Annotated in this window: 20 protein-coding genes; 8 read left to right on the forward strand and 12 right to left on the reverse strand. The window is 67.3% G+C overall.

Annotated features, from left to right (window positions below; genetic code table 11):
• The first annotated feature begins 14 nt into the window (after positions 1-14).
• Positions 15-494 carry a peroxiredoxin family protein gene (locus MUG98_RS24910; protein ID WP_265110085.1) on the forward strand — a complete coding sequence of 160 codons (480 nt, stop codon included), beginning with the start codon at positions 15-17 and terminating at the stop codon, positions 492-494.
• An 862-nt stretch (positions 495-1356) separates the two neighbouring features.
• Here the strand turns inward: MUG98_RS24910 and MUG98_RS24915 are convergent.
• From MUG98_RS24915 to MUG98_RS24945, 7 genes are all read right to left on the reverse strand, one after another.
• Positions 1357-1725 carry a winged helix-turn-helix domain-containing protein gene (locus tag MUG98_RS24915; protein WP_265110086.1) on the reverse strand — a complete coding sequence of 123 codons (369 nt, stop codon included), beginning with the start codon at positions 1723-1725 and terminating at the stop codon, positions 1357-1359.
• Positions 1726-1899: 174 nt separating this feature from the next.
• Positions 1900-3153 (reverse strand): tRNA (N(6)-L-threonylcarbamoyladenosine(37)-C(2))-methylthiotransferase, encoded by a 1254-nt coding sequence (locus MUG98_RS24920; protein ID WP_265112522.1) that lies wholly within the window; start codon positions 3151-3153, stop codon positions 1900-1902.
• 193 nt (positions 3154-3346) lie between these two features.
• On the reverse strand, positions 3347-3538 hold the full coding sequence (locus MUG98_RS24925) for a CbaC protein (protein WP_265110087.1): 192 nt from the start codon (positions 3536-3538) through the stop codon (positions 3347-3349).
• A gap of 16 nt (positions 3539-3554) precedes the next feature.
• Positions 3555-5309 carry a b(o/a)3-type cytochrome-c oxidase subunit 1 gene (locus MUG98_RS24930; protein ID WP_265112523.1) on the reverse strand — a complete coding sequence of 585 codons (1755 nt, stop codon included), beginning with the start codon at positions 5307-5309 and terminating at the stop codon, positions 3555-3557.
• The gene (locus MUG98_RS24935) at positions 5302-6183 is read right to left on the reverse strand and encodes a cytochrome c oxidase subunit II (protein WP_265110088.1); all 882 of its coding nucleotides are present in this window, start codon (positions 6181-6183) and stop codon (positions 5302-5304) included. The genes MUG98_RS24930 and MUG98_RS24935 overlap by 8 nt, the downstream gene beginning before the upstream one ends.
• Positions 6180-6362 (reverse strand): cytochrome oxidase, encoded by a 183-nt coding sequence (locus MUG98_RS24940; protein ID WP_265110089.1) that lies wholly within the window; start codon positions 6360-6362, stop codon positions 6180-6182. The genes MUG98_RS24935 and MUG98_RS24940 overlap by 4 nt, the downstream gene beginning before the upstream one ends.
• Positions 6363-6463: 101 nt before the next feature.
• Complete coding sequence (locus MUG98_RS24945; protein WP_265110090.1) at positions 6464-6829, reverse strand: hypothetical protein; 366 nt, start codon at positions 6827-6829, stop codon at positions 6464-6466.
• An 8-nt stretch (positions 6830-6837) separates the two neighbouring features.
• Here MUG98_RS24945 and MUG98_RS24950 point away from each other — a divergent pair, with 8 nt between their 5' ends.
• From MUG98_RS24950 to MUG98_RS24970, 5 genes are read left to right on the forward strand one after another with little or no spacing between them, the layout of a single operon-like run.
• A complete protein-coding gene (locus tag MUG98_RS24950; RefSeq protein ID WP_265110091.1) occupies positions 6838-7923 on the forward strand; it encodes a M48 family metalloprotease in 1086 nt (361 codons plus the stop codon).
• Positions 7920-9569, forward strand: a complete 1650-nt coding sequence (locus MUG98_RS24955) for a DUF4129 domain-containing protein (RefSeq protein WP_265110092.1) — start codon at positions 7920-7922, stop codon at positions 9567-9569. Before MUG98_RS24950 ends, MUG98_RS24955 begins: the two co-directional genes overlap by 4 nt.
• Positions 9566-10264: a DUF7269 family protein gene (locus tag MUG98_RS24960; protein ID WP_265110093.1), complete on the forward strand. Its 699-nt coding sequence runs from the start codon at positions 9566-9568 to the stop codon at positions 10262-10264. Before MUG98_RS24955 ends, MUG98_RS24960 begins: the two co-directional genes overlap by 4 nt.
• Positions 10261-11577, forward strand: a complete 1317-nt coding sequence (locus MUG98_RS24965) for a DUF58 domain-containing protein (protein WP_265110094.1) — start codon at positions 10261-10263, stop codon at positions 11575-11577. The genes MUG98_RS24960 and MUG98_RS24965 overlap by 4 nt, the downstream gene beginning before the upstream one ends.
• Entirely contained in the window at positions 11574-12959 is a 1386-nt protein-coding gene (locus tag MUG98_RS24970) for a hypothetical protein (protein WP_265110095.1), read from the forward strand. Before MUG98_RS24965 ends, MUG98_RS24970 begins: the two co-directional genes overlap by 4 nt.
• Here the strand turns inward: MUG98_RS24970 and MUG98_RS24975 are convergent.
• The 3 genes from MUG98_RS24975 to MUG98_RS24985 form a co-directional block, all read right to left on the reverse strand.
• Positions 12945-13913, reverse strand: coding sequence for an AAA family ATPase (locus MUG98_RS24975; RefSeq protein ID WP_265110096.1), 969 nt, complete (start codon positions 13911-13913; stop codon positions 12945-12947). The genes MUG98_RS24970 and MUG98_RS24975 overlap by 15 nt on opposite strands.
• Positions 13914-14018: 105 nt before the next feature.
• Complete coding sequence (locus MUG98_RS24980; protein WP_265110097.1) at positions 14019-15113, reverse strand: DUF7972 family membrane protein; 1095 nt, start codon at positions 15111-15113, stop codon at positions 14019-14021.
• Positions 15114-15198: 85 nt separating this feature from the next.
• Positions 15199-16218 (reverse strand): AI-2E family transporter, encoded by a 1020-nt coding sequence (locus MUG98_RS24985; protein ID WP_265112524.1) that lies wholly within the window; start codon positions 16216-16218, stop codon positions 15199-15201.
• Positions 16219-16333: 115 nt separating this feature from the next.
• Between MUG98_RS24985 and MUG98_RS24990 the strand changes: the two genes are divergently transcribed.
• Complete coding sequence (locus tag MUG98_RS24990; protein ID WP_265110098.1) at positions 16334-17062, forward strand: DUF547 domain-containing protein; 729 nt, start codon at positions 16334-16336, stop codon at positions 17060-17062.
• A 79-nt stretch (positions 17063-17141) separates the two neighbouring features.
• On the opposite strand, the gene MUG98_RS24995 is transcribed toward MUG98_RS24990, so the two are convergent.
• Positions 17142-17774, reverse strand: a complete 633-nt coding sequence (locus MUG98_RS24995; RefSeq protein WP_265110099.1) for an amphi-Trp domain-containing protein — start codon at positions 17772-17774, stop codon at positions 17142-17144.
• A gap of 160 nt (positions 17775-17934) precedes the next feature.
• On the opposite strand from MUG98_RS24995, the gene MUG98_RS25000 reads away from it, so the two are divergent.
• On the forward strand, positions 17935-18762 hold the full coding sequence (locus MUG98_RS25000) for an HNH endonuclease (RefSeq protein WP_265110100.1): 828 nt from the start codon (positions 17935-17937) through the stop codon (positions 18760-18762).
• Positions 18763-19184: 422 nt separating this feature from the next.
• Here MUG98_RS25000 and MUG98_RS25005 read toward each other — a convergent pair whose 3' ends face one another.
• Positions 19185-19436 carry a hypothetical protein gene (locus MUG98_RS25005; protein WP_265110101.1) on the reverse strand — a complete coding sequence of 84 codons (252 nt, stop codon included), beginning with the start codon at positions 19434-19436 and terminating at the stop codon, positions 19185-19187.
• Positions 19437-19736: the final 300 nt, after the last annotated feature.

Raw genomic sequence — 19736 nt, forward strand, 5'->3', positions numbered from 1 at the left:
TGCGAGTCCCGGGTATGCCACCGTCAGAGGGTGAGACGCTCCCCGACTTCGAGGCACCGCTGTGTGACGGCGAGACGTTCCGATCGACGACTCTCTCCGGGGCGCTCGGCGATCGGGGTGGCATCGTCGTCTGTACCGGCTTCGCGTTCAGCGCGATCGCCCAGAATTGGTGGAAGCGATTCCTCCGCGCCGACTGGGACGAGTTTGAGGAGGTTCCGGTGCTCGGTGTAAGCCGGGACGGCCCGTACGCCCAGAACGAGTTCCTCCGCTGGCTGGACCGGCCCGACTTTCGGTTCTTTGCGGACGTAAACGGGACCGTGAGCGAGTCGCTCGATCTACTCGCCGACCGCGATCACATGGCGAACGTCTCGACGCCGTGGCGATCGGCGTTCGTCGTCGACCCCGACCGCGAGGTGCAGTACGCGTTCGTCGCGGACGACTGGATCTCGCCGCTCCCCCGATCGGATATCGAAACCGCTGTCGGGGACCTCTGATCGACGTCGGCGGTTCGCGTGAGGCGATCCCTAGGGGCAGGTGCCGTCGAAACGAACGGTGGGACCGGGTGCCAGGGGATGTTCTCAGTCGATCTGCACACGACGTTGTCTCAACTGTACTTCGTGCGAACACTCGTACTCGTCCCGTTCGGTCGCGATCCGGAGGGTAACTGTCACGTCACTCGGGATGGACTCGATCGCCTCGTCGTAGTCGAACTCGCGGTCCGGGCAGACCGTGTACGACCCATCACCCGTTGCCTCGCTGCGTTTTATCGCCCTGACGTCGATCGTAACCGCGTACTGGCCGTCGGATCGCCGCCACCCCGCCGTGATCCACTTCGATTCGGGATCGGTAAGGCCGAGACCGAGTCGCTCTTCCAGTCGACCGAGAACGACCTCGGACGCGGCGCTGAGACAGGCTTCCGTTTCGTCGTCCGCCCGATCGATCTCGACGATCGTTTCGAGTGGATCCGCCTGCCCCCGCGGATTCGAGAGCGAAGGTCACATTCGTCGGGAGTGTCGTCTGCGTCGTCGCCCGCTCGCTCTCGATCCGCTGCCTTCTCTCGTTCGCCGTCACTCGTCTCGACGTTGTCGTCGGTCCGATCGCCGAGACAACCCGCAGTCACGACTGCTGACTGCTCCCGCGCTCCCGAGAAGTGTGCGGCGAGGGAGATCTGGTGCCATAAGATGCCGCTCTGGCGTGACGATAATACGTTTTGGGAGGGGGGCGCCGCTGACTACACACTGGTTCGTGACACGCAACTCGGCAGTGAAAGCGGTCCGCCAGTAACTCTCGACGGTCGCCGTTGCGTGCCGGCGGAACGGGAACTGATCCGGAGAGGGGAAGGTTCTCGGGATGGGCTCACTCGGGTTCACACCAGAGGGTCGCCCCGTTGCGGGAGCACTCGATCTGGACGGGATCGTCGTAGGTCACCGAGACGGCGTCCATCGACTGGACGTAGTGGGCGGGCAGCCCGCCCTTGGAACGCTCGTTGAGTTGCCGGAGTAATCCGGCCTCCTGAAGCCGCTCGACTTTCCTGTACGCCGTCGATCGCGGCAGGTCGAGTTCCTCGGCGATTTCACGGACCGTCACCGGTTCTTCCGCACGCAGATATACGTCTCGCGTGTCGCCGGCGGCGAGCAGTTCGATTATCGAGTGGGGATCACACCCCATCGGGCCGTCCTGCTCGGCGTACGTACACCGGGGTCGGTTGTCGGCTGTCTCGCTCATATCTGCCCGTTGTACGTCCGGAAAGGTGTATCTCGCACACTACTCCCAGTCTGCGGGAATTGACGACGAGGACGACGTGGACCGGAACACCGGGCCGGCGGCCGCTGCGATGCTGTCTGGATGGCTATCCCGTCTCGACCAGTATACCGCCTGCACCGCTATACCGCCTGCACACTACGCCGGTTCGCCAAAGGCGTACATCGTCTCGTGGGCCGTTACCTCGAGATCGACGAAATCGCCGGGTTCGAGCCCGTACTCGTCCGCATTCCGGACGATGAGTTGTCGGTAGGCCGAGTCGCGACACTTCACGGAGTCGGCGGTTCCCTCCTCGACGACGAGCACGTCCTCGCGGGTCTTCCCGACCATGTCCGCGTAGGCCTCGCCGACGATCTCGCGTTTCACCGCGCTCATCTCCTTCGATCGCTCCTTCTTGATCGTGCCACCCAGTCCCTTCATCTCGGCGGCGTCGGTACCCGGGCGCTTCGAGAAGCGGGTGACGTTGATCTTCTCCGGCCGCGTTTCCCGGAGGAGGGCCATCGACTGTTCGTGGTCGTGGTCGGTCTCGGTGGGGAAGCCGACGATGAAGTCCGTCGAGAGCGTCCAGTAGTCCAGCGCCTCGTCGAACGTTTCGACGACTTCGAGGTACTCTTCGACCTGGTGCTGGCGGCGCATGTCGCCGAGCACGTCGTCGCTGCCCGACTGGACGGGCGCGTGAAGGAAGTCGTAGAGTTCCTCGTTTTCGGCGAAGACCTCGGCCAGTTCCTCGCGGATGCCGTGGACGCCCTTCGGGTTGGCCATCCCCACGCGGACTCGGAAGTCACCGTCGATGTCACAGATCCGATCGAGCAGGCGGTGGAGTTTGCGCTCGCCCTCGTCCCAGCCGTAGACGCCGGTGTCCTGGCCCGTGATCCGAATCTCCGTCGCGCCGGCGTGGATCAGCGCCCGGGCTTTCTCGACGTTGTCCTCGATCGACGGCGACTCGATCTTGCCCGTCGCGTGCTTGGTGATGCAGTACGAACAGTCGGACATACAGCCCCGCGCGATCGGGAGGATGCCGACGACGCCGTCGAGGACGGGTTCGGCGTCGGGAGTCGTCGTCGGGCACTCGCCGTTGGTGACCGCTTCCGGGACCTCGTCCCAGTGGAGGACCTGGCCGTCGACGTCGGCCTTCGCGAACTCCTCGCCCTGTGCGAGGGCCATACAGCCCGTGATGAAGAGGTCCGCGGTCTCGTCGGCCAGTTCCTCGGCCCGGCGGAGCATGTTCCGCTCGGTCTTCTCGACGACGGTACAGGTGTTGAGGATGGCGACGTCCGCCTCCCCGGGGCCGTCGACCCGGTAATGGCCCGCGTCGCGGAGTCGCCGCTCGATCTCGCGACTCTCTCCGCGGTTGGACGTACAGCCGTACGTCTCGATGTGGTACCGGGCCATTCGTCGTTGCACCATCGTCGGGTCCGGGAGGGCAAAAGCCCGACGGATTACGGTTGCGACGGCGGTACCGCGGTCGGATCGACTCGCACGCCGATCGCACTCGAACGGTCGTCGCCGTCGGCGCGATCGAGGAACGCGAACGGGCGTTCACCGACTGCTGGGACCGATCGGAGGGGCGATCGGCAGGCCTCGTTCACTCCTTCGATCGGTCGTCGGTCGGACTCACAGCCCAGAGGACGATCAGGCCGATCACGACGGCGCCGACGATGATCGTCGTCGTAAACGACACCCGCACGCCGAAGAACGCGAGCGCGGTCCGGAGTTCGACGAGGAGTACGAGGAGAATCGCGATCACGATCAACAGCCGAGGGAGCGTGGTTCGCATCGATCGATCACTCGCACTATCCGTAGCCGACGCTCGCGAGTCCACCCTCGACGGTCGCACGGAGGAGGGCGACGAGACTCGCCGGTTCGGTCAGGACGGGGAACGGCCCGATATCCGGACCGAACAGTCCGCCTCTCGAGACGATACTGGCGAGCGGGAACCCGTAAGCGAGCACCAGCAGGACGATCGCGATGCCGGCCCACAGCTTCAGGTTGTCGAGCACCCGCGGCGAGTCCTCGGGACCCGACAGCGGACGCGGGATCCGGTGATCGTCGATCGGCTCGGTACCCCCGTTGAACGCCGTCAGGAGCATCAACGCGAGAAACAGCATCGCCGAGACGAACAGGAGGATGCCGCCGATCGCGAGCTGGGCGTTGAGTTCCCCGATCGAGCCGGCGGCGATCTCGTACTCGAACCCCTCGTACTGCGGTTCGGCCGTTCGGCGGGGTATCCCGGCCAGCCCGCCGCGGTACATCGAGTTCGTCATGAAGACGATGCCGACGAACCAGAGGAGGACCTGGACCAGCCCGAGGCCCCGTCCGACGAGGCGGTTCCCGGTCAGTTGCGGGACGAGCCAGTAGGAGCCGGCCATGAACGTCAGCGCGGCGGCGGTTCCCACCTGCGTGTGGATGTGACCGGGTATCCAGAGCGTGTTGTGGACGAGGTAGTTGATGTTCATCCCGGCGTTGACGATGCCGGTGAATCCGCCGAACGCGAAGACGGCACCGGCCAGCGCCATCCCGGTGAACGCCGGCTCTCGCCACGGCAGCGCCGTCAACCAGCCGAGATAGCCCTCGCCGCCGCGCTGGCGAGCGCCGTGTTCCATGCTGGCGACGACGGTGAACGCCGTCAGCAGGCTCGGCAACAGCAGGAACATCGTGTTCGTCATCGCGATGAACTTGAACCCCTCCGCGATCCCCGGGTCGAGGTACTGGTGGTGGATGCCCACCGGGGTTCCCAGCAGGACGAACAGGATGAAGACGACGCGAGCCAGCGGGTCGCTGAACAGCCGTCCCCCGGAGAGCTTCGGCAGCAGGATGTACCACAGCAGGTACGCCGGCAGCAGCCAGAAGTAGACGACGGAGTGGCCGAAGTACCAGAACAGCGTCCGCGTCAGCAGCGGGTTGATCGACTCGACGATGCCGAGCGACCACGGCAAGATGAACGCCAGAATCGCCACGGCGACGCCGATCGACGAGAGGTACCACATGATCATCGTCGTCAGTACCATGAACGTCGGCAGCGGGATCCGCTCGCCGGGGTGGTCCCCCTTCCAGGCCCACCACGAGCGGAACCAGTCGACGCCCGCGAGCCACGTCCCGACGACGAAGACGACGAGGCCGACGTAAAAGATCGGATGCCCCTGCAGCGGCGCGTAAAAGGTAAAGAGCGTGTCCGAATCCACGTTGATCCAGTCGACGAAGCCGGCCAGGATCGCGAACGCCGCGAGTAGGGTCCCGGTGACCATCAGGCCGTACCAGACCCAGGTGACCCGCATGTCGACGGGACCGCGCCCGAGGCTGTCGGTGACCGCCCACTGATAGACGCCCACGAGGAAGAAGATCGTGAACGTAACCACGAGGAAGACGCCGTGGCCCGTCAACACGGTGTAGTAGGCCTCCGACTCGATGAACCTGTACACGTCCGTCCGGTGGAGCGCCTGGATGAGTCCGAAGATCGCACCGACGCCGAACGCGACGAACGAGGACGTAAACACCAGTCGAACGAGACGCGCCTGGACGGGATACTCGTCGGCGAACGTCTCACGCATCGTCATCACCTTCGCCGTCGGTCCCGGTCTCGTCGCCGGTTTCGTTCCCGTCGCCGGCCCCGGTCTCGTTCCCGTCGCCGCCGTCGTCGCCCTGCTCGCCCTCGTCCCCGGCTTCCGCCACGGTCAGGGTCCCGCTCTCCTCGTGGTCGTCGACGATGACCGTCCAGTCGTGGTCGCCCTCGCCGAGATCGGCCGTGTCGACCGTGAACGTCACCGTCTCGCTGTCGTCGCCAGGGACCGTGACGTCCTCCTCGAACGTTTCGTTGCCGATTTCGAGCGCGATCGTGGTCTCGAGGTCCTCGAGTTGGCCGTTCTCGACCGTGACCTCGAACTCGGTTTCGTTCCCGGGTTCGACCTCGTCGGGAGCCTCGACCGACAGTTCGGTCAGGTCGAACTCGTCTTCGGGAACGACGTTGAGTTTCCCCTCCATGGTGTGGTGTTGGGAGCCGCAGTACTCGTGACAGATCACCCCGTACTCCTCGGGCTCGTCGAACTCGACCGTCATCGTCGACACCTCGCCGGGGATGACCATCGTGTTGGTGTTCGTCCCGACGACGCTGAAGCCGTGGATGACGTCCGCGCTCGTCACGTAGAACGTCACTTCGCTGTTCGCCGGCACCTCGATCGGGTCGGGCTGGAAGATGAACGTCCGGGCGACGACGTACGCCTCGTACTCGTTCTCGCCGACCTGCTCGACGCGCGGTTCGCTGAACCGATCGTCCTCGCTGATGTCGTCGGGGGGCAGCACTTCCTCGCTGTCGTCGATCATCGAGATGCCGAGCCCGATCGAGCCGTACGTGATCGTCACGATGAACGCGACGATCAACACCAGCGCTGCAACGAGCCACAACTTCTCGTACGTGTGGATCCTCATGCGATCACCAGCGGTGTCGGGCCGCTCCCGAGAAACTCGACGAAGTACGTGAACAGCCACATCAACATGAGTACCAGAAAGTACAGCGCGATCAGCACCAGCGTTCCAACCGGATCGAACTCCTCGTGACTGACCGTTTCGTCCGGTGCCGACATTTTGTGGACGTTCGCGTCTGACATACTGGCCTCCCGACCACGACTGGACGTATAAATCGTAGGCCCGATTTCACTGCTATATCGAAGCTAACGCCCGAAATCACCGATACGTGTCCGACTTTTGATCACGCGATGTAACCGGGACTTCCAGCGGTAATTGCGATATTATCGACGGGATAGTAGCCATTGATCCCCGGGCGCCGCCAACGGTCGGTGTACGCCGTCTCGACCATTCCCTCGACTCGATCGCGAGTCCCGCCGACCGGACGGGTGGTGCGGATCGCCTCGTCCCGGTGGGCTGCCGCGGCCACACCCCGGTAGTCGTCGCTCTCGTCCTCGTCGTCCTCGTCCTCGTCGCCCTCGTCGCGATCGGCGAAGCGATCGAGAACGGCCGCGACGTGCTCGTCGAAGGTTCGGCGCCGCTCGGAACGTGACTGACGAGACGATCGGTCACGGAAAATTTTTGTCCGTACGGTAAGAAGACCAACCAATTCCCTCCATGACCCTCCGACTGCGGATCTGTGCCGTCCTCGGAGTGTTCGTCGCGGTAAACGCCCTGTTCGCCTTCGCGCTGCTGTGGGCGTACGGCGTTCTGCTCCCGGGGATCGTCGCCGGGAGCATCGTCTACGCCCGCCACGGCACCGTCGGATTCGACCTCCTCCAGGCCCCCGTCTCGTGGCCCGCATTCCTGCTCCTGGTCGCGGGCTTCCTCGCGGCGCAGACGTACTACGGGTATCGGCGCGTCCTCTCGGGCACCAGCGGCGACACCGGCGACGCTGAGCACGCGGTCGCGCGGATCGTCCGCCGACTGGCGATGACCGCCGACGTGCCCGACCCGGCCGTTCGCGTCGTCGACGACGACGCACCGAGCTGTTACACCGTCGGTCGGCTCACCGACGCGACGATCGTTGTCACGACGGGGCTGGTCGACCGACTCGACGCCGACGAACTCGAGGCCGTCCTCGCCCACGAGATCGCCCACGTCGCGAACCGCGACGTGACGCTGATGACGATCACGACGCTGTTCGTCGAAATCGCGGATCGAGCCTATCACGCGGCACGGCTCGCCCGTCGGGCGCTGTCCGACCCGGACGCGCTGTCGACCCGGGGAACCGTCGCGATCCAGTGGTTTCTCCCACTGGTCGCGCTAACGTACGTCTTCGTCGCGCCGATCCTGTGGGCGTTTCCCGCCATCGCTAACCGGGCGACCCGAACCCTCTCGCACGCCCGGGAGTTCGCCGCGGACGCGGCGGCCGCGCGGATCACCGGCGAGCCACTCGCGCTCGCGACCGCACTGGTGACGCTCGCCGAGACGACGACCACGCCGGAGACGGACCTCCGCGTGGCGGGCCTGCGCGCGTTGTGTATCGTGCCGGCGGACCCCGTCACCGGCGACGGGACGACGTCGGTCCCGGATCTCGATCGGCCGATCGACGCCGCACGGCGGCGCGAGCGCGTAACGTCGTGGCTCGAGGGAACCACGCCGTCGGATCCCGTCGACGCGGGGTCCGACACGCACCCGCCCGTCGACGCCCGCGTCCGGCGACTCCAGGCACTGGCCGCCGAACTGGAGGGGGTATCGTGACCGGAACGCGACGAGTGCTGTTCGCCCTCGGCTGTGTCGTGTGTCTGCTCGCCGTCGCCACCGCGCTCCCCGCGGCCGATCCGCGACTCGACCCGCCCGGGGATCCCGGCGGGGAACCGACCGCCGGCGAGTGGGACTCGATCGACGGAACGCCCGAGTTCGATACGACGCCGCCGGACGATCGGGCGGGCGCGACCGATACGGACGACGCGGACGACGATCCGATCTCCCCCGACATCGAGATCGACGGCCCGATCGAACCGGGCAACGAGGTGCGGGTCGAGATCGACGACATCGGCCCGTTCAACGAGCGGACCGTCGAGGTGAACGGCCAACCGGCCGGAAAGACGGACTGGAGACGGATAGATCTCGTCGTGCCGTACGCCGAGGAGATGACCGTCTCGGTTCCCGAGGACAACGTCTCGCGAACGGTCGACGTCGAGACGGACGCGACGATCGAGACGCACGACGGGGCGGTCCCGGACCGCGAGTTCGAACTCTCGGCCGCGGTCGGATCGACGCCGGTCACAAACGCGACCGTGTCGCTCGACGGCCATCCCGTCGCGACCACAGACGAGGACGGACGGGCCACCGTGACGCTCCCCGAGACGGCCGGTCCGGCCCACCTGCGCGTCGAACGCGGGCCGGTCGAGGGCAACCACACCGTCGACGTCGCCGAACCGACGGTGCGGTTCGTCTCTCCCCTGCTGTTCCCCGGCTCTCCGGCCCCCGTGCAGGTGTCGGCGGACGGAGACGCCGTCCCGGACGCGACGGTATCGCTCGCGGACGGCGGCACGAGCACGACCGGCGCAGACGGTCGGGCGCGAGTGTGGCTGCCGATCGAGGACGAGGCGACCGTGACCGCCGAGGTCGGGGCCGAAACCGCGACGGCGACCGTCGGGAACCTCTACCGTCGGCTGGCCGCGCTGGTCGTGCTCGTCCCCGGATTCCTCGTCGGCGGATCGATGACCTACCTGCGGTTCGTCGCGACTCGCGAGCGCCGTCGGGGGGCGGCGCTCGTTGGAACGTTCGTCGTACTCGCGGACGTCCTCGCGGGGCTCTCCGACGCGTTCGCGGCACTCGCCGACCTGCTCCGGGGGATCGACCGGCCGTCGATATCGCTGCCCGCGTTCACGGTTCCGCGGCCGGGATTCGAGTGGCAGTTCCCGTCAGTCGGCCCGGCTCTCGCGTCGTTCGGCAGCGCGCTCGGGACGGTACCGTCGCTCGGATCGCTCCTCAGTTCGCCGGGGCGGGGCGGCGGATCGCCGCTCCCCGAGTCGCCACTCCGCAAGGTCTTCGGCTCCGACGACGCCGAATCCGACGCTCCGACCGATTCCGCGGCGGCCGGTCCCGCGCTGGCGGACGAACCGCTCGCTCCCCGCGGGCCGCGTGCGGAGATCCGGGCGGCGTGGCACGCGGTCCTCGATCGGCTCGACGTGGTCGACCGCGAGACGGCGACGCCGGGAGCGGTCGCCCGCCGTGCGCTCGCCGACGGGTTCCCGGCCGAACCCGTCTCCCGACTCGTCACGGTCGTCCGCGAGGTCGAGTACGGTGGCCGCGACCCGTCGCCGGATCGGGTGGCGCGTGCACGGGCGGCGGCGACCGAGTTGCTCGATCACGATCCTGACGAGGGGGGATCGACGTGAGCCGCCGATCGTCCGGGGGATCGGGACTGGCCGACCGGTTCGTCGAGATCGATCCGGATCGAGTCGCAACCGCGGTCGTCGTCGGTGGGACCGGGCTGGCGATCGGCGCGGTGCTACTCGGGGGCTTCGTTCCGACCGGGCGATTGCTCGTCGGATTGCTGTATTCGCTTGCGGCGCTGTTCCCGATTCTCGGACTCGCGATCGCGGGCTACGCGCTCGGGTGGGTCTGGACCGTCGGCCCGTCGAGCCGCGGTGCGATGCTCGAGGACGACCCCCCCGAGGCGGGCGTCACGCGTACCGACTACCGGGTCGGTCGCGAGACGGCGCAGCTCCTCGACACCGCGGCGGGTGACTGGTATCGGTGTTGGCCGTCCGAGTCGACCGCGGACGTTCGCCGCCGCCTCGTCGACGGCGCGACTCGCGTTCTCACCACGAAACGCGGCTTCGCGCCGGAGGCGGCCCGCGAGGCCGTAGAGTCGGGGACGTGGACCGGTGACCCGGTCGCCGCCGCGTTCCTCGCGGACGACCTGCGCCAGCCGGTCCGCGAACGGTTGCACGCGGCGATCGATCCCGGGGCGGCGTATCAGCGCCGCGTCCGGCGCACGCTCGCCGCGATCGAGGCGATCGACGACGGCAGATCGGGGATCGAGTCGGCCGACGCGGACTCGCGGGACGGGCCGGAGGTGGCTCGATGAGCGACCGCGCCGTCGACAGGCTCGATCGCGGCGAGTGGGCCGTCGCCACCGCGCTCGCGCTCGCGGGCGTCGGGATCGCCGTCGGGAGTCAGTTACTCGTCGTCGCTGCCACGCTCCCGCTGTGGTACGTCGCTGCGACCGTCCTCGGGAGCCGCCAGCGGGCGATGGTTCGGGTTCGCCGACGGCTCGTCGACGGTGACGAGGCCGTCGGATCGGAATCCGCTCTCGTCGGCGATCCCGGTGACACCGTTACGGTGCGGACGACCGTCCAGAACGCCGGCTCGGACCCGATCGTCGACCTGCGCGTCGTCGACGGCGTTCCCGAGACGCTGCCGGTCGTTTCCGGCACCCCGAGAGCGTGTGTCACCCTCGACCCGCTCGAGACGGCGACCCTCGAGTACGAGGTCGAACTTCGCCGCGGCGAGCATCGCTTCGACGACGCGACGATCCGAACGCGGGACCTCACGGGAACGGTGGCCGAGACGTGGACGGCGAGCGTGATGGGTGACGAGGCGGTCCGCTGTTCGCCGGTCGTCGAGTCGGTGCCACTCGGGGGTGGGACGAACGACTACGCGGGCGAGGTGCCGACGGACGAGGGCGGCAGCGGCGTCGAGTTCTACTCCGTCCGGGAGTACGAACCGGGCGATCCGGTCGGCGCGATCGACTGGCGGCGGTACGCCGGAACCCGGGACCTGGCGACCGTCGAGTACCGCGCCGAACGGGCGACGCGGATCGTCTGCGTCGTCGACGCCCGCCCGAGCCAGTTTCGCGCGGCGACGACCGCTCACCTCCCCGCGGTCGACCTGTCGGCCGACGCTGCCGAGCGAACGGTCGAGACGCTGGTCGACGCGGGCCACCCGACCGGCGTCGTCGGCATCGGTGATCGGCGACTGGCGACCGTCCCGCCGGGGACCGACCCCGCGACGCGACGGCGCGCGACGGACCTGCTGGCCGCGACGCGGCGATCGGGTGGGATCCGCGGGGAGTCCGTCCGGAAGCGAGTCTGCGACCCGGTCGAGGAACTCCCCCGGACGCTTCCCGGGGAAGCGCAGGTGTACCTCTTCTCCTCGTTCGTGGACGACGCACCGATCGACCTCGTCGAACGGCTCCGAACGCACGGGTACGCCGTTCGCGTCGTCGCGCCGGACGTCACCGACGACGCCGACGACGTCGCGACGCGACTGCAGGCGCTCGATCGCGGGACCCGACTCGCGAGGGCTCGCGCCACCGGTGCCCGGGTCGTCGACTGGGATCTCGACCGTCCGCTCGGGCTGGTACTGGGCGATGCCATCGGGGAGGTGGGTGACCGATGAGCGCCCCCGACGACCGGATCCCGCCGACGACGGCGTGGACGATCGCGCTCGCCGCCGTCGTCGGGACGCTCGCGATGGTCGTCCAGGAACCGTCGGCCGCCGTCGGGGCCGTCTTCGGGATCGCGGCCGTGGCCGTAACGCGCTGGTTCGATGGCTCCTACCGCCGCGTGACGGTCGCGGCGGCGCTCCTGCCAGTCGTCGTCCTCGGCGCGATCGCCGTCGCCGGCGTCGCCGTCGGAGCCGACCCGGTCGGCGGCGTCCTGACGATCCTGAGTGCGATCGTCGGCATCGGCGTCGCGGTGGTCGTCGGCCGGCCGACGCCGGTCGCGATCGAGCGCGCGGGATCGACCGCGCTGTACGCGGCGGGCGCTGCCGGCGGGATGGCTGTGCTCGTGTTCAGCGTCTCCACGGCGGGAGGTCTCCGATCGGGGCTCGCGTCGGCGCTGTGGCTCACCGGCGACGGCGTTTCCGGCCTACTCGTCGGGTGTCTCGTCGCCGCGGCCGCGGTGGTGGGCGGCCTGTTCGCCGTCCCGCCCGCCGCGCTCGCGACGCCCGCCGACCGCGATTCGTACGCGACGGTCCGGGCCGCGATCGCGTGGTCGATCGGGTACACGACCCTGCTCGCGGTCGCGCTGCTGGTGGCGGCGACGGTCCTGTCCTGGTTCGTCCCCCCGATCGACACGGTCGTCGGGGCGATCGCCGACAGTACCATCGTTCGCGGGCTTATCGCGGCGCTGACGGGGGGGAGCCTCGCGATTGCCGTCGTCGGGACGGTCGTCCGCGGATCGTGGGTCCAGACGTCCGGCCGGGACAACGCCATCGTTCCCCTCGTCGTCGTCGCGATCTGCGGGGTGGTCCTGCCGGCTCCGATCGCGATCGGGGCCAGTGGGGGCAGGATCGGCCTCGTGGCCGGGCTCTTCGGCGCGGCGACGATCGTTCTCGGCCTGAGCTATGTCGCGGTAGGAGTCGCTCTCGAGGCGACGCGGACGGAAGACGTGCCCGGCCCGGCGACCGCGATCGCCGCCGCGCTCGTGGCCGGCGGGCTTACCGTCGGCGCGACCGTCGATGCCGCCCCCGGACTGGCGACGATTCGCGTCGGGGCGGGACCGCTCGTCGCGATCGCAGCCGGGCTGTTCGCGTACGACGCCGGCCGCTACGGACGGACGCTCGCACGCGAGATCGGTCCCGAGGGTGCGTTGCGACGGCCACAGCTCGTCCAGCTCGGCTGGCGTGGCACGGTAGCGGCCGTCGGCGTCCCCGTCGCCGTGGTCGGCTTCCTGGGCGCGACGGTTCTCGCGCCGACGCTGTCGGTGCCGGCGACGGCGGGCGTCCTCGGCGGCGTCGCTGCGCTCGTGGCCGGGGCCTGGTTACTGTTCCGCTGACGGCGGCTCCATCGCCGGTACCTCGACGTCGTCCAGCACGGCGTCGACGACCGTGCGTCGGGAGACGCCGTCGACGCTGGCCTCGGGCGTCAGGACGAGTCGATGGGCGAGCGCGGGAGCGGCGATGTGCGCGACGTCGTCCGGAACGACGTAGTCGCGCCCCTCGAGGACGGCTCGCGCCCGACTCACCTCGAACAGCCGCTGGACGCCGCGGGGCGAGACGCCGACGTCGACGCGACCGTCGGTCCGGGTGGCGCGACAGACCGCGCCGATGTAGTCGCGCACCGGCCCCTCGACGGTGACGGCCTCTGGGACGCGCTGGAGTTCGCGGACGGTCTCGCGATCGACGATCGGTTCGACGGTCGGATCCGGGCGGTCGCGGTCGGCCCGCCGGTCGATCAGTTCGCGCGTCCCGTCGGCGTCGGGGTAGCCCAGCGAGGTCTTGATCATGAAGCGATCGCGCTGGGCTTCCGGGAGTTCGAACGTTCCCTCCTGTTCGACGGGGTTTTGCGTCGCGATGACGACGAACGGGTCCGGGAGATCGTGGGTCTCGCCGTCGACCGTCACCTGCCGTTCCTCCATCGCTTCCAGCAGCGCGGACTGCGTCTTGGGCGGGGCGCGGTTGATCTCGTCGGCGAGGACGACGTTCGCGAACACCGGGCCGGGGGTGAAGTGGAACTCGCCGGTCTCCTCCTCGAAGACGTACGAGCCGGTGACGTCGGAGGGCATGAGGTCGGGCGTGAACTGAATTCGGGAGAACTTCAGTCCGAGCGCGGTGGCGAGCGACCGGGCCGTTAGCGTCTTGCCCGTCCCGGGAACGTCCTCGAGTAGGACGTGACCGCGGGCGAGGATCCCGGCGGTTACCTCCTCGAGGACGGTTCGATCGGCGACGACTGCGGAGAGCACTTCGTCGACGACGGCCTCCGCCGTCGATGCGGTGTCGGCGATTGACATATCGGGTACGCGGACTCCGTGAACTTATAATTCTCGTGAATCGACGCGCCAGAAACGATCGCGGACGGACCGGAACGAAATCCGTACCGGCCCGATCGCCCGCGATCAGGGATCGGACCGGTCGTCGTAGGCGGTTTCCCGGTCGCCGTCCAGGACGAACGGGCCTTCCTCGGGCGTCCGTTTGGTCACGGTCGCGGCGCGCAGGACGTACGCGGTGAGCACGGCGTACGGTGCGAGCGCGATCGTGTACGCGAGGCTGATGAATACGGTCAACGGGGTGTACCCGAAGAAACTGACGTCCGGGAAGAAGCCGGAGTCGATGGCGAGCAACACGTACGTGATGAAGACGATGATCGGCAGGGAGACGGTCAACAGCGTCGTCGAGAGGTCGGAGAGTTCGAGCTTGTAGTACAGCGTCTTGAAGTATTCCCGGCTGGCCATGAGCTTGCGGAGCGTGTCCGTGATGTTCTCGATCTCGGCCCGTTCGTCGTCGGTGAGGTCCTCCCCGTACTTCGTCAGGATGCGCCGCGCCTGGTAGAGTTGCCACGACGAGTCGTAGTTCAACCCCGTCAGGAGTTCGTCCGTCGACCCGGCCGGAACCCGGGAGAGGGTTGTCAACACCTCCTCGGTGTTCGCCTGAATGTCGGTCCGGAGCCGATCGACCTCCTCGCGGTAGGCTCGCCCTTCCCGTTCGTCTCGCGTCGCGGCGGCGTCGAGTCGCTGGAGGTCGTCCGCACGCCGTTTGATCGACCGGGGGACGACGGCCGTGAACTGGCCCGGGCGCGCCGGGCTCACGTCGACGATGTCGCTGGTTTCGATCTCGCCCTGGAACTCGATGATCGTCTCGACGCGTTCGGACTGGTTGCCGAGCGAGGTCAGTTCCTGGAAAATCCCGACGGCTGCGATCGAGACGACGATCGAGACCAGCAGGATCGTGCCGGAGAGGAGCGTGTTGAACACGGTCTGTACAACCGTCGTCTCGCCGAGCAGTTCCTGGTACTCGATCGGCCAGATCCCGCCCATCACGAGCAGGACGACGAACACGGTTCCGAGCAGCGCGGTGGCGACCCGTTCGCGATCGCCGTCGAACAGGAGCCAGCGCTTCACCCGGTTCTCGCTCGAGCGGTCGATCCGCCTGGGCGAGGTGCCGGTTTCGACGCGATCCCGGACCGATTCGAGTCGGGATTCACCGTCGACCATCGGACGATGGCCGACACCCCCGACGGATAAATAGACTCCGTGGGTCAGACGACTGTCCGGTTCCGATGCCGTCTCCGGAGCGCGGTCAGATCGTGTCCGACTCGTTCTCGAGTCGATCGTAGTTGTCGTCGACGACGTTGACCGTCGCGATCAGCGCGCCGGCGATGACGGGCCCGAAGAAGAGGCCCATGATACCGAAGCCGTAGATCCCGCCGAGCACGCCGAGCATGATGACGGCGGGGCTGATCTGGGCGTACCGATCGACGACGATCGGACGCAGATAGTCGTCAGAGATCCCGACGACGATAGTGCTGTAGACGGCGAGTGCCAGCGCGAGGAGTGGCTCCCCTATCACCAGCAGGTAGCCGACCGCGGGGAGCCACACGAGCGGTGCACCGACCAGCGGGATCAGCGAGAGGATCACCATGATGAACGTCCAGAACGCCGCGTTCGGAATCCCGGTGGCGAACAGCCCGAACCCCGCGATGACGCCCTGGATGAGCGCGATCAGGACGTGGCCGGCGAGCACGGCCCACATCACCTCGCTCAGTTCGCTGTAGAGGTCGTTCTGGACGTCGTCGGGAAGCGGCGTCACCGTCCTGATCCACCCCATGAGTCGAGTGCCGTCTTTCAGCAGGTAATAGAGCAGAAAGAGCATGACGCCGAGACCGACCAGAGCGTGGGTGGCCGCGCTGAACCACGTCGTCGTCTGGTCGAGCAGGATCGTCCCGATCTGCTCTGCCGACCCGGTTAGTTGCTCCGCCAGGTCGACCTCCCGCCCCGTCTCCTCCGCGATCAGTCTCTCGATTTCCGCCAACTGCAGCGCTTCGGGGTCGATCCCCTGGAGGAGCCGGGCGACGTCGCCGGCGATCGCCGTCGCCACGACGACGAACGGGACGATGAAGCCGACGATCGCGAGGACGAGGAGCGCGAACGCGGCGACCGTCGGCGAGACGTAGTTCTCGAGTCGCACCTGGAGGGGAAAGAGGATGAACGCGATGAGGAGGGCACCGAGGACGTACTGGAGGAACGGAAGGACCAGTTGTAACGAGAGGTACGCGAAGATGCCGACGAGCGCGAGGAGATACCCCTTGCTGAGGTTCACACCCGAGGTGACAACGGTCTCCCGAATAAAACCGACGCAGACGTGTTCCCAGTCAAGACTGTCGTAGGTAGTCGCCACACGGCTTCAAGGACCTCCTTGGAGAATTCACGACCGAATGTCGACCCAGCTCGACCCCCTCTCACTCTCGGCCGATCTCCTGTACACGGTCAAAACGGAGGGTGACACCGACTGGTTGCGAACGCGGCTCGCGTCGCTCGATCGATCACGGCTCGGGCGGGCACTGTCGACGCGCGAGCGCAAACTCTCCTTCTGGCTCAACTGCTACAACGCGTACACCCAGTTACTGCTGGAGGAAGACGACGATCGGGCGTTGCTCGAGGGCGGACTCCTCGATCGCTGGCGGTTCGTCGTCCGCGATCGAATTCCCGTCGGCGGCGTCTGGCTCAGTCTCAACGACATCGAACACGGCATGCTCCGCAGTTCGAAACACCCCTGGGGGTTCGGCTACGTCCCCCGGCCGTTCCCGTCGACGTTCGAGCGCCGGTTCCGGCTTGCGGAGTGTGACTCGCGAATCCACTTCGCGTTGCCGCGGAGTGCCGAGCACTGTCCGCCGATCACCGTTTACTCTCCCGCCGACGTCGACGAGGACTTGGACATCGCGATCGAGTGGTATCTGGAGGAGAACGTCCACTACGACCCCGATCGGCACGTCGCGACGGTCCCGCGACTCTTTCGGCGCTACCGCGGCGACTTCGGCGGGAAACGCGGCGTGGTGGAGTTCCTGCGGGAGTACAACGCCATCCCGGACGACGCGATGCCGTCGCTCGACTACGAGCGGGGTGGCCGGACCTCGTCGATCGACGCCGAGGTACTTCGACGCTGATCGTCGTCCCGTCCGTCGGCCGACTCGCTCGGCGAGAGCAGCGCGACGCCTCGCGATCCTCGATCGGACGGCGCGGCGACTACGACTCCGTCTCCTCGATCGTGGCGGTCGGTACTGCTCGCATGACGCCCCTGGCTGCGCGTTTCGCGTTCGATCGCGAGGTGTAGCCCTCGCCGCTGTCGGCGAGGATGTTGCCGTTCCAGTGAACGAGTCGCCAGCGCCACTCGCCGGCCCGATCCTGGTACACCTCGAAGCGACTGGTTCGCTCGGTTCCGGACGACTGGCGGTCGTCCGGTTCGTCAGCGGACTCGCCCCGTCGATCGCCGGTCACTGCCTCCGGCGGCATCATCGCCGCCGCCGGGTCCTCCGACTGGTCATCGCTGCCCGTCGTCGGCTCGTCGGGTTCGCCGGTCGTCTCGTCCTCCGCGACGGTCTCGACGCGAATACTCGACCCGCCGGGATCGTCCCACTCGAGTGCGAGTTCGAGATCGGCCGTCGCCGGTTCGGCGTCGTCGGCCCGTTCGGCCCGGAGTTCGGCGACCAGCCGGCGCGGGAAGTCGACGTTGAGCCGTCGCGCTGGCGTGTGAAGCTGGAGCGTGTGCCCGCCGTCGAGGGCGGCCGCGATCTCGTCGACGACTGCAGCCAGCTCCTCTCGATCGTACGCCTGCTCGAGTTCGAACTCCGGCTCTGGCTCCGGCTCCGGATCGGACATGCCTGCTCCTACGCGACGGGACGTGTTAGCGTTGGGGGCGGTTCGGAACTGCCCGGCCGCAGATCACCGACGGATCGTCGGTCGCGTGCCACGCGAGTTCGCGTCGCCGGGACCGAGTGCTGCCGGAGCGTTTTTGACGCCCCGCCGTGATCCACTGGCCGTGACTTCCCGCGAGTGGCGTGGCGATCGGCGAGCCGTGTTCGAACGAGACGAGTACACGTGCCGCAACTGCGGTGCGACCGGCGGCGACGAGGAACCGACGACCGTCCGGACGTACCCGGTCGGCGACGTCCCGCTGGAAGGGACGGTCCACGAGAGTTCACTCGTGACGGTCTGCTCACGGTGTTTCACGGCGCTACAGGAGTCGGACGCGCTCTCGGGACTGTCGGCCGATCGGGACGACCTGTTTCGACTCGTCCGCGATACGACCCGCACGCAGGGGGCGACCATCTCCGACGTCGCCTCGTTCGCGTCGCTCGTGACGTCGTTGCCGACCGCACTCGCCGAGACCGATGCGGACGACGACGGACCCCGCGACCACGCCTCCGAGTACGTCGAGACTCGCCAGGACGTCCTGCTGGCGATCGACGTCGTCGACGCGCGACTCGATCGTCTCCGGGCGGTCGAGACGGCCGAACTGGATCCCGAAGTGGCGTCACCGCTCGAGACGGTGTCGGAGACGGCCACGACCCTCCAGTCGGACCTCCGCGAGGTCGTCGACCTGGGCGAGACGGTCGTCTCTGGACTCGATCGGTGCTACGGCTGTTTCGTGCCGCTCGAGGAATCCGCCGGGAACGGGTCCGGGACCTGTGGAACGTGCGGGCTCGAGCCGCGTGCGACCGACGACTGGCACCGATCCGAGGGGGACGGAGTGGCGTTCGAGCGCCTCTTTTCGTCGATCAACGATCGGCTCCGGGGGACCTCCACGACGACCGAGGCGCTGACCGATCGGACGATGGCACTGGCCGAGACGCTCCTCGAGGAGTGAGTTCGATCGGTCCGTCGATTTATCGTCCGATCCGGCGAACCGGTATCACTACGCGCGCAACATCGACAAACCTCGTGATAGATCCGTTCTCTTTATTCAGTACGCGGTTCTTGCCAGGAGTGGGCCGACGACGTTTCCCAGCGTTACATCGTTCACCTGTACATGCCACGACCGCCGAGTACCTATCAACAACAGAGTGTTTTTCGGAGTAGGGCTGGGACGGCCCGAATCCGCGCCTGTGGAGACTGCACTCCCTGTGGATACCACGTCGGTGTCTGCAAAGCGCGTTCGTGATATCGCCTCTCACGGGCTGTTTGACGACGTCGTCAGACGTCGTCGAAACAGGTGTCCGCAACGAAGCGACGAGCGTCGCGGAGTCGGGGCCGGTCCCGCTTCCCGAGGACGGCGACGGTAGCGATCAACTACTCGTACAGGTAGTTGAGGAGGTACATGGCCAGGGCCATCCCGATCATGTACGGAATCGCTCCGAAGAAGTACGTGATCGATCGGTTCGCGTCGAACCAGGCGTCGATGGTGAAGTAGACGAACCCCACCAACATCATGACGAGTATCGCTGCCAGCGTAAACTGGAGGACGAGGATCAGCCCGACAACGGACTCCTCGTACTTGCCTGCGTCAAACCGTAGCGTTGGATCTGTGTGGTCGGTGGACATAGACACACCCAACTCATTTCATCCCCTTGAATGTTGTCGCGTTCCGAGGTGATCTGTATAAAAATCTTTCGGTGTCTGACTCGCTCACTTCGGACACGGTTGTTCCTCCACCCCGGCAGTCCGGACCCCGCCCTGTCGAGCGAACTCGACGCAGAACTCGTCCGAGGGCTCGAGGAAGCGGCCACGAAACGATGGCCCATTCGGCGGTGGTCGGACGGTTCCACACAGATTTCTGGCGAGTAGCGATCGATCCGTCTCGCCCTCGGAACGTGCGACGGGGTACAATCGAGCGTCTATCGT

The organism is Halosolutus halophilus (genome assembly GCF_022869805.1).
Taxonomy (GTDB): domain Archaea; phylum Halobacteriota; class Halobacteria; order Halobacteriales; family Natrialbaceae; genus Halosolutus; species Halosolutus halophilus.

Bases quoted from the DNA above. Each gene is read 5' to 3' on its own strand.
- MUG98_RS24980 (WP_265110097.1), bottom strand. From the start codon at position 15,113: ATGGTCGACGGTGAATCCCGACTCGAATCGGTCCGGGATCGCGTCGAA.
- MUG98_RS24965 (WP_265110094.1), top strand. From the start codon at position 10,261: ATGAGCGACCGCGCCGTCGACAGGCTCGATCGCGGCGAGTGGGCCGTC.
- MUG98_RS24910 (WP_265110085.1), top strand. From the start codon at position 15: ATGCCACCGTCAGAGGGTGAGACGCTCCCCGACTTCGAGGCACCGCTG.
- MUG98_RS24935 (WP_265110088.1), bottom strand. From the start codon at position 6,183: ATGAGGATCCACACGTACGAGAAGTTGTGGCTCGTTGCAGCGCTGGTG.
- MUG98_RS25005 (WP_265110101.1), bottom strand. From the start codon at position 19,436: ATGTCCACCGACCACACAGATCCAACGCTACGGTTTGACGCAGGCAAG.
- MUG98_RS24915 (WP_265110086.1), bottom strand. From the start codon at position 1,725: ATGAGCGAGACAGCCGACAACCGACCCCGGTGTACGTACGCCGAGCAG.
- MUG98_RS24925 (WP_265110087.1), bottom strand. From the start codon at position 3,538: ATGCGAACCACGCTCCCTCGGCTGTTGATCGTGATCGCGATTCTCCTC.
- MUG98_RS24940 (WP_265110089.1), bottom strand. From the start codon at position 6,362: ATGTCAGACGCGAACGTCCACAAAATGTCGGCACCGGACGAAACGGTC.
- MUG98_RS24990 (WP_265110098.1), top strand. From the start codon at position 16,334: ATGTCGACCCAGCTCGACCCCCTCTCACTCTCGGCCGATCTCCTGTAC.
- MUG98_RS24970 (WP_265110095.1), top strand. From the start codon at position 11,574: ATGAGCGCCCCCGACGACCGGATCCCGCCGACGACGGCGTGGACGATC.
- MUG98_RS24950 (WP_265110091.1), top strand. From the start codon at position 6,838: ATGACCCTCCGACTGCGGATCTGTGCCGTCCTCGGAGTGTTCGTCGCG.
- MUG98_RS24920 (WP_265112522.1), bottom strand. From the start codon at position 3,153: ATGGCCCGGTACCACATCGAGACGTACGGCTGTACGTCCAACCGCGGA.
- MUG98_RS24975 (WP_265110096.1), bottom strand. From the start codon at position 13,913: ATGTCAATCGCCGACACCGCATCGACGGCGGAGGCCGTCGTCGACGAA.
- MUG98_RS24995 (WP_265110099.1), bottom strand. From the start codon at position 17,774: ATGTCCGATCCGGAGCCGGAGCCAGAGCCGGAGTTCGAACTCGAGCAG.
- MUG98_RS24930 (WP_265112523.1), bottom strand. From the start codon at position 5,309: ATGCGTGAGACGTTCGCCGACGAGTATCCCGTCCAGGCGCGTCTCGTT.